Source organism: Brachybacterium sp. p3-SID1565 (assembly GCF_025143785.1).
GTDB lineage: Bacteria > Actinomycetota > Actinomycetes > Actinomycetales > Dermabacteraceae > Brachybacterium > Brachybacterium epidermidis.
Window position 1 is genome coordinate 25,928 of record NZ_JAMBDS010000002.1, and the last position, 14,475, is coordinate 40,402.

Annotated in this window: 11 protein-coding genes; 6 read left to right on the forward strand and 5 right to left on the reverse strand. The window is 68.9% G+C overall.

All coding sequences use genetic code 11. The features are described from left to right. Positions 1–8: 8 nt before the first annotated feature. The 3 genes from M4D54_RS00755 to M4D54_RS00765 are packed head-to-tail and all read left to right on the forward strand — an operon-like array spanning position 9 to position 2,843. A complete protein-coding gene (locus M4D54_RS00755; protein WP_259889551.1) occupies positions 9–1,217 on the forward strand; it encodes a sensor histidine kinase in 1,209 nt (402 codons plus the stop codon). Then, the gene (locus M4D54_RS00760; protein ID WP_259889554.1) at positions 1,214–1,879 is read left to right on the forward strand and encodes a response regulator transcription factor; all 666 of its coding nucleotides are present in this window, start codon (positions 1,214–1,216) and stop codon (positions 1,877–1,879) included. Before M4D54_RS00755 ends, M4D54_RS00760 begins: the two co-directional genes overlap by 4 nt. A gap of 34 nt (positions 1,880–1,913) precedes the next feature. After that, positions 1,914–2,843 carry a bile acid:sodium symporter family protein gene (locus tag M4D54_RS00765; protein ID WP_259889557.1) on the forward strand — a complete coding sequence of 310 codons (930 nt, stop codon included), beginning with the start codon at positions 1,914–1,916 and terminating at the stop codon, positions 2,841–2,843. Positions 2,844–2,917: 74 nt separating this feature from the next. Here the strand turns inward: M4D54_RS00765 and M4D54_RS00770 are convergent, their stop codons facing one another. The 5 genes from M4D54_RS00770 to M4D54_RS00790 are packed head-to-tail and all read right to left on the reverse strand — an operon-like array spanning position 2,918 to position 8,918. Then, entirely contained in the window at positions 2,918–3,961 is a 1,044-nt protein-coding gene (locus M4D54_RS00770) for a LacI family DNA-binding transcriptional regulator (protein ID WP_193866585.1), read from the reverse strand. A 4-nt stretch (positions 3,962–3,965) separates the two neighbouring features. Further along, positions 3,966–4,871, reverse strand: a complete 906-nt coding sequence (locus M4D54_RS00775; RefSeq protein ID WP_193866586.1) for a glycerophosphodiester phosphodiesterase family protein — start codon at positions 4,869–4,871, stop codon at positions 3,966–3,968. Then, complete coding sequence (locus M4D54_RS00780) at positions 4,868–6,781, reverse strand: iron ABC transporter permease (protein ID WP_259889559.1); 1,914 nt, start codon at positions 6,779–6,781, stop codon at positions 4,868–4,870. The genes M4D54_RS00775 and M4D54_RS00780 overlap by 4 nt, the downstream gene beginning before the upstream one ends. Next, a complete protein-coding gene (locus M4D54_RS00785) occupies positions 6,778–7,830 on the reverse strand; it encodes an ABC transporter ATP-binding protein (protein WP_193866588.1) in 1,053 nt (350 codons plus the stop codon). The genes M4D54_RS00780 and M4D54_RS00785 overlap by 4 nt, the downstream gene beginning before the upstream one ends. Positions 7,831–7,832: 2 nt before the next feature. Then, on the reverse strand, positions 7,833–8,918 hold the full coding sequence (locus tag M4D54_RS00790; RefSeq protein ID WP_193866589.1) for an extracellular solute-binding protein: 1,086 nt from the start codon (positions 8,916–8,918) through the stop codon (positions 7,833–7,835). A 460-nt stretch (positions 8,919–9,378) separates the two neighbouring features. Between M4D54_RS00790 and M4D54_RS00795 the strand changes: the two genes are divergently transcribed. The 3 genes from M4D54_RS00795 (at position 9,379) to M4D54_RS00805 (ending at position 14,454) form a co-directional block, all read left to right on the forward strand. Continuing rightward, complete coding sequence (locus M4D54_RS00795) at positions 9,379–11,646, forward strand: cation-translocating P-type ATPase (protein ID WP_259889745.1); 2,268 nt, start codon at positions 9,379–9,381, stop codon at positions 11,644–11,646. Positions 11,647–11,827: 181 nt separating this feature from the next. Then, the gene (locus tag M4D54_RS00800) at positions 11,828–13,630 is read left to right on the forward strand and encodes an ABC transporter ATP-binding protein (protein WP_259889563.1); all 1,803 of its coding nucleotides are present in this window, start codon (positions 11,828–11,830) and stop codon (positions 13,628–13,630) included. Then, the gene (locus tag M4D54_RS00805; RefSeq protein WP_259889565.1) at positions 13,630–14,454 is read left to right on the forward strand and encodes a class I SAM-dependent methyltransferase; all 825 of its coding nucleotides are present in this window, start codon (positions 13,630–13,632) and stop codon (positions 14,452–14,454) included. Before M4D54_RS00800 ends, M4D54_RS00805 begins: the two co-directional genes overlap by 1 nt. Positions 14,455–14,475 lie beyond the last annotated feature (21 nt).

The following is a 14,475-nucleotide window of genomic DNA, read 5'->3' on the forward strand; positions in this document are numbered from 1 at the left end:
TGACCGCGATGGACACCACGGACGAGACCTCCGGGCCGCGCTGGGCGGGAATGGCGCAGGCCGCCGACCCCGCCACGGCCGAGGACGCTCCCGCCCGGTCCCTGCACCCGGCGGAGATCCACCGGGCCGCCGTCGAATCCGGAGCGGTGCCGTTCTCCCTGCCCCCGACGGTGTTCCTGCTCCTGCCGATCGTCTTCGCGTGGATCCAGGCGCCCGGCATCGGGGCCGCCGTCGCCACCGGGATGCTGCTGGTCTACGGCGTGCTGTTCGTGTACGCCTCCGGCATCGCCCTGTACCCGCAGCCGGTGAGGCTGGTGTGGTTCGCCCTGATGACCGCTCTGGTGCTGGCACTCATCCCCGTGATCGGCGAGAACGTGCTGTTCATGGTGATGTTCCAGGCCACGACCCACGTGATCCTGCTGCCCTGGCGCTGGGCAGTGCCCACGATGGTGGTGATGTGCGTGGCGGTCGCCGGCATCGCCGCGTGGCTCGGCGTGTACTTCGCGGTGATGCTGGCGGTGATGGGCCTGGCGATGTCCTGGGGCATCGGCCACGGCATCCAGCAGCAGGTGCTGCAGGAGAAGCTCGATGCCGCTGAGCGCCGCAACGCCGCCCTCGCGGTGGCCGCGGAGCGCGAGCGCATCGGCCGCGACCTCCACGACATCCTGGGCCACTCCCTGACCTCCGCGACCGTCTCCGCCCAGCTCGCGCAGCGCCTGCTGGACACCGATCCCGCAGCGGCACGCGAGCAGCTCGCCCACATCGAGTCCACCCTGCGCCAGTCCCTGGCCGATGTGCGCGCCACCGCCAGCGGCATGCAGACCGTGCGCGCCGCCACCGAGATCGCCTCCGCCCGCAGCGTGCTGGCCGCCGTCGGCATCGACGCCCAGGTGCCCAGCGCACTGCCCACCCTCGATGACCAACGTGCCGAACTGTTCGGCTACGTGGTCCGGGAGGCGGTCACCAACATCGTCCGCCACGCCCGCGCCGAGCACGCCCGCATCACCATCTCGGAGGACGAGGTCAGCATCAGCGACGACGGCGTGGGTATCCCCGAGGGCACCGCCCGCACCGGGCTGCGCGGGCTCGAGCAACGCGTCGCCGACGCCGGGGGAGCGCTCGCCGTGGAGTCCTCCCCGGCGGGCACCACCGTCACGGCGACGATGGGCCCCGCCCCCGCTTCCCCGCGTCCCGGCTCGCCGAAGGAAACCCTGTGATCCGACTCGTCATCGCCGATGACCAGCACATCCTGCGCTCCGGACTGGTGGCACTGCTGCGCCTGGAGTCCGACATCGAGGTCGTGGCCGAGACCGCCGACTGCGCCGACACCATCCGCGCGGTCCACGAACACACCCCCGACGTGCTGCTGCTGGACGTGCAGATGCCCGCCGGGTCCCTGCCGGGCGCCCCACATCCCGACGGTGGCGCGCCCGACGGCGCGGTGCCCGAGGACGGCATCGAGGTGGCGCGGCACCTGCACCGGACGATGGATCAGCCCCCGCGCATCATCGTGCTGACCACGTTCGGCCGGGCCGGGTACCTGCGCCGCACCATGGAGGCCGGCGCCCAGGGCTTCATGGTCAAGGACACCCCCGTGGAGCGCCTGGTCGATGCGATCCGCAGGGTCCACCAGGGCCTGCGCGTGGTCGACCCGGACCTGGCCGCCCAATCGCTGGCCGTCGGCCCCAGCCCGCTGACCGCCAAGGAGACGGAGATCCTGCGCGCCGCCGCCCAGGGGAACTCCACCGCCGTGATCGCCCGGTCCCTGTTCCTCAGCGAAGGGACGGTGCGCAACCACATCTCCTCCGCCATCGGGAAGCTGCAGGTCGCCACCCGCGCGGACGCCGTGAGGGTCGCCACCGACAACGGCTGGCTGTGAGGCCGCCGCACCGCCGGCCTCATAGGATTCCTCGGTGCACACGCTCGAATCGCTCCTGGGACTGCTGATCCAGATCAGCGTCCCGGCATTCGCGATCGCGTCGATGCTCTCGATGGGCCTGCGCACCCCTCTGCGCTCCTTCCGCGCCCAGCTGCGCGACCGCCGCACCGTGCTGGCACTGCTGGGAGCCAACTTCGTGGTGATCCCCGCCGTCGGAACCCTGCTGATCTGGCTGCTCAACGGCCTTATGGCCCCGCACATCGCCGAGGGGTTCGTGATCGTCCTGTGCGCGGCCGGGGCGCCCTTCGTGCTGCAGCTCGGAGCGATGGCCCGCATCCCCTATTCCGAATCGGCAGGTCCCATGGCGGTGCTGCTGCTGGGCTCGATCGTGTTCATGCCGCTGGTGGTGCCGTTCCTGCTGCAGGACGTGCAGGTGGATGCGTGGGCGATCGCCCGACGGCTGCTGGGGACCATGCTGCTGCCGATGCTCACCGGCATCGCCATCAGCGCCGTGCTCCCCACCCGGGCCGACGGCCTCGCCCGGACGGCGGGGGCTGTCGCGGCAGTCTCGGCGGTGCTGATGTTCGTCTCCGGCTTCGGCCGCAACACCTCCCTGCTGCTGGAGGTGCTGTTCTCCCCGGCGCTGCTGGTCGCAGCAGGGCTGGTGATCCTCGCCTTCGTGGCCGGCCGGGTCTCCGGAGAACTGGCCGGACCCACCCTCACCGTGCCGGACGGCCCTGCGATCCTCTCCAGCCAGCGCAACATCGCCGCTGCCCTGCTGGTGGCACGCTCAGCGGGGGAGGACAGCCACCAACTGGTGCTGGCGATCCTGCTGCTGAGCGCCGTGGGCTTCGTGATGCTGGTGCCGTATGCGCTGGCCACCGGGTACGCGCGCCGCAGACGGGCGGGGGAGAGGACATCTGCGGGTGTGCTGCTGGGCATCGTCGGGCCGCGCTCGGACTGAGCACGCCCCCAGCCGCGATGGTCGCCGGATTGCAGGCAACCCCCGCTGCCTGACCGCGGAGCAGAACCGCCTGTTCAGCTCTTCCTGCGCGGCGGTGGCCCCAGGGTCGGACCGTCGACCGTATGTCCGCGGAACTTCTCGTGACGAATGGGGAGGGAGTCTCTGTGCTCCAACAGGTCGCCCATCACCGTCACCGCCCGATCTGCGACGGCTTCGATGGGGATGCGCACCGTGGCCAGTCCGATCATGGCCATGGCAGGGGAGATCCCGTCCATCCCGATCACGGAGACCTCACCGGGGACTCGCAATCCGGACTTGCGTGCAATGGTGAGGAAGTCGAGGGCCCTGTCGTCGGTCGGGAACGCGACAGCAGTGATCGTCCCCTCCCGCACCATGTCCGCGATCCGGTGCGAGTGCTCCGCGCCGATGCCGAATGTGGTGGCCTCCACCCGGTGCACAGCAGCGCCACGCTCCCGCAAACGCGAGACGATCGCCTCAGCCCTCACCGATTCCGGTACCGAGACGCTCGCGGCGGTGGCGAGGACCGCAATGTCGCGGTGCCCGTGCCGAAGGAGCAGATCGGCCGCCATGTGACCGTGCGCGACCTCGTCGTAGGAGACCCCGTACACACCGTCATGCGCCTCCGGTCGGCCCACGGACACCACCGGTACGACGGAGAGGAACGGCGCGAGATCCTCGGGGCCGATGACTCCGGTGGCGACGAAGAGGCCGTCCACCCGTAGCCCCAGGAGCCGCTGCAGGGCCTGCTTCTCCGCTGCGGATGCCTCCGTGCTGGAGGGAACCACTGTGATCAACTGCAGGTTCGCCCGATCGGAGAGCTGCTGGAGCTCCGAATGCAGCAGACCGTAGGCAGACTTGCGGGGATCCCGCAGCAGTAGCCCCACCAATCCCGATGACCGGGTGGCAAGCGACTGCGCCATGCGATTCGGGACATACCCGAGCTGCTTGATGGCCTGCAGGACCCTGTCCTCGGTGCTCTCGGCGACACGAGCTGTTCCTGCCAGGACCCGGGAGACGGTCGCACGGGAGACACCCGCCGTCCGTGCCACGTCGTCCATCGTCGGGGTGAGGGTCGCCGACCTGAGGTTCTCGCTCACTCCGTCAGCCTATGCCGCGATAGTCCCGAAGCAGGGCCGGCCAGTCGGTCTGGACGATATCCGCGCCGAGGGCGATGAGTCTGCCCCACCCCTCATCGGGGTGCGACAGCACGGACGCCTCGTCGTCCCATCCGCAGAACAGCGGCACGCGATTGCTGAGGTTCAGCGCATTGAGGTAGACGGCGATGCCGCGCGCTCGCAGGGACTGGATGTACGCCGGATCGGCGAACGGGTCATCGGGGGTCTGAGCGAGCAGTTCCATGGCGACGGTATTGATCTCGCCGATCGCGAGCACCTGCTCAACCTCCTCAGGGGACTTCACGATCGGGAGGAACGGGAACGGTTCGGGATGGTCAGCCAGCAGCTCCAGCGCCTCCTGCTCGACGGGCGCCTTCAGTAGCAGCTGGTCGGTGACCCCGAAACCGGCGAGGTGGTCGAGCAGATCATCCCAGTACCACCAGGAGCGGTCCACGTTCAGGATCGTGCCTGGGAAGGCCTGCAGCACGTCATCCAGGCGTGCCAGCCCGTAGGGCGGATCGGACTCGGCCTGCCAGGAGTACTCCAGCTGCTCCATCTGCGCGGTTGAGAGCTCGCGGATGTCCCTGTCCAAACCGAAGTGCATCGCCTCGTAGCCGTTGTGGAACAGGAAGTAGTCGCCGTCGGTGGAGGCGATCACGTCGATCTCGACGATGTCGGCCCCTTGGGCGAGAGCCGCGGTGACCGCGGGCGCCGTGTTCTCCGCGATCGAGCCTGCCCCTGACCCCCGGTGAACGGCGATCAGCGGCGAATGCACGGCAAGGCGTGAGGCCAGCAGCGCGTTCGTGCCGGCATGGTCGGGATGCCCGAGAAGGCGGCCGCCCCACGGATCGGGGTGGATGTTCGTGGCGTTCAGCTGCGGGCTGCTGTTCATCGTGATTTCCCTCCAGGGGTGGGATCGGAAGTATCAGTACCGGCGGATGGCGCCGGCGCGGGCGGCAGCGCCGCGGGGGCACCGTCGGGTGTACCTGCGGCGACGTCGGCGATCCGCTGGGTGGTGGCCGTGGTGGCGGTTGCGTGGGCAGGCGTCGCACGTCGGGATCCGAGTCCACGCAGCCAGGTCCGACGACGTCGACGGGAAGTGGTGGAGCGCCCGTAGACCAGCCACATCGTCACGCCGGAGATCAGCATCAGCAGCACCGTGTACACGAAGGTCAGCGCGGTGGTGTCGTTGATGGTCTCGTTGGCGGTGGCGTTGCGGATGAAGATCCCCAGCGGCTGGAAGAACGGGTGGGCCAGGAACACCGCCGTGTCGTAGTTGTCCAGCAACGAGTTGAAGTTCAGTGCAGCGATGGCGGTGGCCGCCGGCAGCACCAGCGGGAGCAGGACCCTGCGGAACGTGTAGAACTGGCTGGCCCCGAGGATCGAGGCCGCCTCTTCCACGGACTCGGGGATCCCCATGAACGAAGCCTTCAGCATGCGCAGCGTGAAGGGGATCTTCTCGATGATGTAGCCGATCGCCAGGATCACGACGGTTCCGGTGAGCACCTGCCCGGCCACCAGTGCCTGAGGGGTGCTGAAGGTGATGATCAGGGCGAGCGCGATCATCGTGGCAGGAAGAACCCAGGGCAGGTGCAGCAGATACTCCAGCCAGCGAGTCACCGTGTTGGGGAAGCGCTGCAGGATGCGGGCCACGAACAGCATCGCTATGACCACCGTCCCGGAGGCGACGGCCGAGTACCCCATGGAGATGAGGAACGGTCGGAACGCGGTCGGATCGGTGACGATCTTCGCGTAGTTCTCCAGGGTGAAGCTCTCCCAGGAGATCGTGCCCGAGGCGATGGCTGCCGCATCGGTGAACGAGAAGATCGTGATCAGGACCGGCGGGATCGCATAGATCAGGAACAGCAGGTACGCCACCACGTGCACGATCGCGTTGGCGACGGGGTTGCGGATCGTCTGCTTCGTCAGGGCCACCGGGACCTTGGAGACGGAGAAGTAGGTCCCGCCGCGCTCGAGGCGGTTCAGCACCGCCAGCAGCACCATGGTGGCCAGCCCCAGGAACAGAGCGAGAGTCGCTGCCAGATCGCGTGAGCCCAGACTGTTGGAGAAGGTCAGGATCATCGGCGTGATGGTCTGGAAGTCGGGCCCGCCCAGGATCAGAGGAGCCGCCATCGCGCCCAGCCCACCGAGGAACGTGAGGATGGTGATGGAGAAGATGATCGGCCGCAGCACGGGCAGCACGATCCTCCACAGGATCCCCCACGTCGAGGCGCCCAGCTGCTTGGCCGCCTCGATGGTCTGGAAGTCGACCTTGCTCAGGGCATTGGTCATGAACAGCAGATGGTTGCCGGTACCGGCGAAGGTGGAGACCAGCGCGACGGCAAGGAATCCGGTGAACCACGCCGTGTCCATCCCGGGGAAGAAGCGGGAAAGGATGGTCGTCACGAACCCGCGGGGGCCGTAGATCAGGTTGTAGCCGGAGACCAGCACCACGCCCCCGTACAGCAGCGTGGTCGCGAAGCCGACGAACAGGATGCGCGATCCCTTGATGTCGAAGTAGCGGGTCACCAGCACGATGAAGGTGCCGACCACGTTCACCGACACCGACAGGACGACGGCGAGCAGGAAGGAGTTGCGGAGCGACTGCATCGCGCGGTCAGAGGAGAAGAGCTTGGGGAAGACATCGAAGCTCCAGGCCCCCTCGGGACGGAACACCTGCAGCAGCAGCCGGATGTTGGGCCACACCATGAAGGTCACCACGAACCAGGCGACGACCAGGAAGACCACGGCGAACAGGGGAGAGCGGAACATGGCTCCCATCGAGGTGCCTGAGCGTCTCATGCCGCTGCCTCCTCGACCGGCGGGGTGTAGGAGAGCACCTGCTGAGGGTCGATGACCAGACGCACGTCGTCCCCAGGGCTCCACAGGCCCGTGCCCAGCGCGTCATCCATGATGCGGATGACCTGCAGGAGACCGTCTCCGACCTCGATCTCGAAGGTCGAGGTGGCACCCTCGTACCGGCGGCGCCGCACCCGTCCCTGCAGGGGGACGCCGCGTGGCGTCGAGTGCGATGCTGAGCTCTCCGGGCGGATCTTCTCCACGCGAACGTAGTGCCGGCGGTCAGGGGCCAGGCCCGCTCCGCCGGCGTTGAGCATCTCCACCTGCCCCGGGGTGAGCCGGTTGACGTCCCCCAGGAACGTGCACACGAACTCGCTCGCCGAGGCGTCGTACAGCTCCGCCGGCGCGCCGAACTGCTCGATGCGCCCTTGGTTCATCACCGCGATCCGGTCGCTCATCGAGAGGGCCTCGTCCTGATCGTGCGTGACGTAGACGGTGGTGATGCCGAACTGTGACTGGAGATCCTTGAGCTGGACGCGCAACTGTTGCCGCAGCTTCGCGTCGAGGTTCGACAGAGGTTCGTCCAGCAGCAGGATGCTGGGCTTGAGGATCAGAGCGCGTGCGATGGCCACACGCTGCTGTTGACCGCCGGAGAGCTCGGAGATGTTCTTGTCCAGCTGCTCCGGGCTGAGGTTGACCTGCTCGGCGATCTCGTCGACCCGGCGCCGCAGCTCGGCTGCGGCTGTACGGCGGGTCGCGAGCCCGAACGCGATGTTGTCGCGCACGTTCATCGACGGGAACAGGGCGTAGTTCTGGAACACCATGCCGACCCCGCGCTTGTCGGGGGTGGCCCGGGTGACGTCCCGGCCGGCCACGATGATCCGCCCCCGGCTGGGGGTGACGAACCCCGCGAGAGTGCGCAGAGCGGTGGACTTACCGCAGCCCGACGGTCCCAGCAGGGTGAAGAACTCACCCTCATCGATGGTGAGGTCCAGTTGAGGCAGCGCCGTGAAGTCTCCGTAGGTGACGGTCACGTCGTCGAAGGTGATCATGGTCAGCCCAGGTATTCCAGCTCGATCTTCTCGACCCAGTCGGGAAGGTTCTCGGCGACGGTCGGCCAGTCGATCTCCTGAGCGGTGAACGCATCGGTCTGGTCCACCGCGTCCTGATCGGCCTGGGCCAGCGCATCCTGGTTGGTGGGAGCGGTGAAGAACTCGTTGGACCATGCCGCCTGCAGCTCGGCGCCGCCGAACCAGTCGATGAACTCCTGGGCGGCCTCGGCCCGCTTGGAGTCTTTGACCAGCGCGACATGCTGGGTGGCCATCGGCACCCCGTTCTCGGGCTTCACGGCCTCGGTGCTGATGCCGTGCTCCTCCTCACGCGAGGCCTTGCCTGCCAGCCACATCTGGCCCATGTCGACCTCGCCGGCGGCCATCCGCGCGTACAGGTCGGTGCCCTCGACCGCAGGGCTGCCGTTGGCGAAGTACTGCTCCACCGCAGCCCAGCCCTCATCGGAGACACCGAGGTCCCCGGAGGCATCCAGGTGGCGCGAGAGGATCCCCGACAGCACCATCTGCGTGGTCGCGCCGCCCAGGCTGCGCGGGGTCTCGTAGCGACCGTGGAAGGTCGAGTCTTCCCACAGTTCGGGCCAGTCGGCCGGGGCCTGCTCCGGGGTCGAGTAGGCGGCAGTGTTGTAGACCAGCATGATCGGCTCACGGACGATGGGCCAGAAGGTCTCCCCGTCGCCCATCTCGGCGTCGACAGAGCCGGACCAGGCGGGGGTGTACGGCTCGAGGACGTCAGCGGCCTTGATGTTCTCGAAGTAGACGTTGTTCAGACCGAAGACCACGTCGGCAATCGGATTGGCGGCCTCGGCGATCAGCCGGTTCTGGATGTCGCCGCCACCCAGGTCCACGAACTGCAGCTCGAAGCCCTCGGCCGCAGCCTGCTCGGCGAGCCATTCGCCGCGACCGTCGGAGACCGAGTTCGAGTAGACGACGAGGGATCCGGAGCCGGAAGAGCCGCCGTCGGAACCGCCGGAACCGGAGCCGGAGGATCCGCCGCACGCGGCGAGTGCAGAGGTGCTTCCCAGGATCCCGGTGGCGATGAGGGAGTGGCGAATGAAGGAACGACGATGCATGGAGTCCTCCTCAGGACGGAGCGTGCAGCACGCTTTCATAGTTGATTGACGTGAGAAGCTGGATGGAAGGGGAGTGGACAGCAAAGAGGCTGGTCAAGACGGGATCCGTAGTCGGGCTGCCGCAGATGCGGCACTGGATGATCGCGCTTTCATAAGGAGTGTGCAGGCGCTACGTTGCACCGCGGTGTACGGGGCTCGGAAGTTCGGTGAACAGGTGGCGAATCCGGGCCGCGGAACCCGCGGGAAGTGATCTGTGGTGCGCCGACGAAGGTGAGCAGTTCTGCACTCCGGGGTCCTGTTATTCCTCTCACCCCCACCTGACAGATACCCCTAGGGGGTATATCCTCGTGGTGTAGGCGACGCAGGACCGCCGCACTTCCAGGAGGCACACGTGGCGACCACATCGGACACGACCGAACCCCTCTCCGCACTCGAGGTGATCGACCTCGAGGTCGGAGGGATGACCTGTGCCAGCTGCGCGGCCCGCATCGAGAAGAAGCTCAACAAGCTCGAGGGCGTCGAGGCCTCCGTCAACTACGCCACCGAGAAGGCCAACGTGCGCGTGCCCGAGGGCATCAGCGCCGAGGACCTCATCGCCGTGGTCGAGAAGACCGGGTACACCGCGACCCTGCCCGCGCCGCCTCCCCGCACGACCGCCGGTCATGGTGCGGACCCGTCGGCCGATCCCGCCGACGCCACCACCGGCCGCAGCGACGCGACCAGCGGCGCGACCGGGCACGATGCCGAGGACCCGGAGCTGCGCAGCCTGCGCCACCGCGTGATCGGTGCCGCGATCCTCTCGGTCCCCGTGATCGCGCTGGCGATGATCCCGGCGCTCCAGTTCGACTACTGGGGCTTCGCCTCCCTCACGCTCGCCGCTCCCGTGGTGGTGTGGGCCGGCTGGCCGTTCCACCGCGCCGCCTGGATCAATGCCCGCCACGGCGCGGCCACCATGGACACCCTGGTCTCGGTGGGCACCACCGCCGCGTTCCTGTGGTCGATCCTGGCGCTGTTCGTGGGCACCGCCGGTGATCGCGGCACCACCCACCACTTCAGCTTCGCCCTCGAGCGCACCGACGGGATGAGCAACATCTACCTCGAGGTCGCCGCCGGGGTGATCACCTTCGTGCTGCTGGGCCGCTACTTCGAGAAGCGCTCCAAGCGCCAGGCCGGCGCTGCCCTGCGCGCCCTGATGGAGATGGGCGCCAAGGAGGTCGCGGTGCTGCGCGACGGCACCGAGCAGCTGATCCCCGTGGAGCAGCTGGCTGTGGGGGATGAGTTCGTGGTGCGTCCCGGCGAGAAGATCGCCACCGACGGCGTGGTGGTGACCGGCTCCAGCGCCGTGGACATGTCCATGCTCACCGGCGAGTCCGTGCCCGTCGAGGTGGGGGAGGGCCACGAGGTCACCGGCGCCACCGTCAACGAGGGCGGGCGCCTGGTGGTGCGCGCCACCCGCGTGGGCTCGGACACCCAGCTGGCGCGCATGGCCAAGCTGGTCGAGGACGCCCAGTCCGGCAAGGCCGAGATCCAGCGCCTGGCCGACCGCGTCTCCGGCATCTTCGTGCCGATCGTGTTCGTGATCGCCATCGCCACCTTCATAGGCTGGCTGGTCTTCGGCGGCAGCGCCGTGATGGCCGGCACCGCCGCCGTGGCCGTGCTGATCATCGCCTGCCCCTGCGCCCTGGGCCTGGCGACCCCCACCGCCCTGCTGGTCGGTACCGGCCGCGGCGCCCAGATGGGCGTGCTGATCAAGGGCCCCGAGGTGCTGGAGAGCACCCGCCGCGTGGACACCATCGTGCTGGACAAGACCGGCACCGTCACCACCGGCACCATGACCCTGCAGGACGTCGTCCCCGCCGCCGGCACCGACCGCACCGCCCTGCTGCGTCACGCCGGCGCAGTGGAGGCCGCCAGCGAGCACCCCATCGCCCGCGCCATCGCCGCCGGTGCCGCCGAGGAACTGGGCCGTCTTCCGGAGGTCACCGACTTCCAGAACCTCGCGGGCTCCGGCGTGCGCGGCACCGTTGATGGCGTGCCAGTGCAGGTGGGCCGCAACATCCCGGGGGCCGACGAGCTCCCGGCCGATCTCGCCGCCGCCCTCGAGCAGGCCCGCGGCGATGGTCGCACCGCCGTGCTGGTGGCCTGGGACGGCCAGGTGCGCGGCCTGCTCACCGTGGCCGACGAGGTCAAGCCCACCAGCGCCCAGGCCATCGCCCAGCTTCGCGAGCTGGGCCTTACCCCCGTGCTGCTCACGGGAGACCACGAGACCGTGGCCCGCCGCGTCGCCGCCGAGGTGGGCATCGACGAGGTGATCGCCGAGGTGATGCCCGAGGACAAGGTGGGCGTGATCGAGCGCGTCCAGGGCGACGGCAAGGTCGTCGCGATGGTGGGCGACGGCGTCAACGACGCCCCGGCCCTCGCACAGGCCGACCTGGGACTGGCCATGGGCACCGGCACCGATGTGGCCATCGAGGCCGCGGACATCACCCTGGTGCGCGGTGACCTGATGGCCGCCGTGGATGCAATCCGCCTCTCGCGCCGCACCCTGCGCACCATCAAGGGCAACCTGTTCTGGGCCTTCGCCTACAACACGGCCGCCATCCCGGTGGCCGCCCTGGGCCTGCTGAACCCCATGCTGGCCGGTGCCGCGATGGCGTTCTCCAGCGTGTTCGTGGTCTCCAACAGCCTGCGCCTGCGCGGCTTCGGCAGCGTGGCGAGCGAGGGCTGACGCGCGGGCGGCCCGCCGGGCCGCTGCTCTAGCCCGCGGAGCCGGCGCGCCCCGCCCCGTGCATCCCGTCGGCAGCCCGGCCCCCGGGGGTGCGGGGCGTCGGCCGGCGGGCAGTGCCGCACGGGTCACACGGGGCCCCGCGGCCCGAGCCAGGGACGATGCCCGGGCATACCCTGGTGGGGTGTCCGCCCTCCTGCGCATCGCCCGCTTCACCCGTGAACTGACCCCGCTGTACCTCGCCATCATTCTGTGCTCCGTGCTGACGGCGGTGGCGGGGCTCGCGGTGCCGTTCCTGATCGGCAACGCCACCGATGCGATCGCCGCGGGGATCGGTGGGCAGACCACCACCGAGCAGGCGCTGCGCACCGCCCTGCTGATGGCCGGTGCGCTGCTGCTGGCGGAGCTGGCCTCCACCGTCATCTCCAACATCGGCGGCTGGTACGGCGACGTGATGAGCAACCGGATGCGCACCATGCTCTCGGTGCGCTACTACGACAAGCTGCTGCACCTGCCCCAGCGGTGGTTCGACAACGAGATCACCGGCACCGTGGTGGCCCGCCTGAACCGCTCGATCACCGAGATCACGGGCTTCGCGAAGATGTTCTCCAACTCCTTCGCCACCATGCTGATCACCACCGCCGCGGTGCTCGCCATCAGCGCCTGGTACGCGTGGCCGCTGGCCGCCCTGCTGCTGATCGTGTTCCCGGTGTACGTGTGGCTGACCGCGCTGACGTCGGTGAAGTGGCAGCGCCTGGAGGGCGAGAAGAACGAGCAGATCGACATCGCCTCGGGTCGCTTCGCCGAGGTGATCGGCCAGATCCGCGTGGTGAAGTCCTTCGTGGCGGAGAGGGCCGAGCTGGACGACTTCACCCGTCGCTTCTGGTCCACCGACCGCATCACCCGTGAGCAGTCCCGTCACTGGCACGGCATGGACATGGCCCGCCGTGCGGTGCTGAACATCGTGTTCTTCGGGATCTACGCGATCATCTTCTGGCAGACCGCCGCCGGGGAGTTCTCCATCGGCACCATGGTGCTGCTGATCCAGCTGATGACCATGGCCCGCCAGCCGGTGCAGAACATGAGCTTCGTGATCGACACCGCCCAGCACGCGATCGCCGGCTCCAAGGACTACTTCCGGGTGATGGAGACCGAGGTCGACCCGCGCCTGCTGGCCACGGGTGAGGATCCTGCCGAGCATGCGATCGAGCCCGTGGCGGGGGCGCCCGCGATCTCCTTCCGCGACGTGCACTTCGCGTACGAGGACGGCCAGGACGTGCTGCACGCGATCGACTTCGACGTGGCCCGCGGCGAGAAGGTGGCCCTGGTAGGGGAGTCCGGCGGCGGCAAGTCCACCATCGTGAACCTGCTGCTGGGTCTGTACGAGCCGCGCGAGGGCAGGGTCGAGGTGGCCGGTCATGACGTGGCCGAGCTGCCCCTGGACGTGCTGCGCTCCCGCATCGGCGTGGTGTTCCAGGACGCCTCCCTGTTCTCCGGCACCATCCGCGAGAACATCGCCTATGGCCGCCCCGGCGCCACCGACGAGGAGATCCGCGACGCCGCCCGCCGCGCCAACGCCGACACCTTCATCGAGCGCTTCGCGGACGGCTACGACCAGATCATCGGCGAGCGCGGACTGCGCCTCTCGGGCGGTCAGCGCCAGCGCATCGCGGTGGCCCGGGCGATCCTCAAGGACGCCCCGATCCTGGTGCTCGACGAGGCCACCAGCGCCCTGGACACCAAGGCCGAACGGCAGGTGCAGGCGGGGCTGGACGAGCTGATGCGGGGCCGCAGCTCTTTGATCATCGCCCACCGCCTGTCCACTATCGCGGGCGTGGACCGCATCATCACCCTGGACGACGGGCGCATCGACGAGATCGGCTCCCCGGCTGAGCTGGCGCAGTCCGGTGGCATCTACGCCCAGCTGCTGCAGCTGCAGAGCGCCGGCAACACCAAGCAGCTGGCCAAGTTCGATATCACCGGGTGATGAGGGGCGCGGACATGGATGGGAGCGGCGACCGGCGCAAGATGGCCACCGCATACCGGCGATCGTTCGCGACGCTGTGTGCGGGGACCATCGAAACGATGCTGGACATGGCGTTCAGACGTGTCGGCGAGGGGCCGGCCCGTCACCTCGACGTCGGGTGCGGGACGGGAGAGCTGGCTGTCGCATCGGCCCGGCGCGGGAGCGATGTGGTGGCCGTCGACCCCGATCGGTACATGGTCGCCGCCACGCAGGAGTCAGCCCGTGAGGCAGGCCAGAGAGTGAAGGTGCGTCAGGCAGCCGCACCAGTGCTTCCGTTTGCGGATGGGGGATTCGATGTCGTCACCGCCAACTTCGTGGTCAACCATGCAGCCGATCCGCGCACCACGGTCCAGGACCTGGCACGTGTCACGGCCGACGGGGGCTGCGTGGTCATGACGATCTGGCCGGCCGAGGCCGGGCCTCACCTGGCCGCCTACGGGGAGGCTGCCTCCGCTGCGGGAGCGGTTGCCGTCCCCAGTACGAAACTCGCGTCCGCACTCGATTTCCCGCGCTCCGTGGAGGGGCTCGCGATGCTCGCGGAGCAGGCGGGGCTACACGTGACCCACGGGGACGAGGTCCACTGGGCCTGGAACACCACAGCGGATGACCTCATGGGGGGAATCGCTGCCGGAATCGCCACTCCTGGCAGGATTCATCGGGCGCAGACGCAGCCCGTTCGCGATGACATCGAGCGCCGTGTGCGCCGGCGCTGGGCGACTCATGCGGTCGGGGACCGCCTCGCGTTCCCCGTGTCGGCGCCGATCGTGTGCGCTTCCCGGGAGTGACTCCAGCAGCGCCCACTCGGA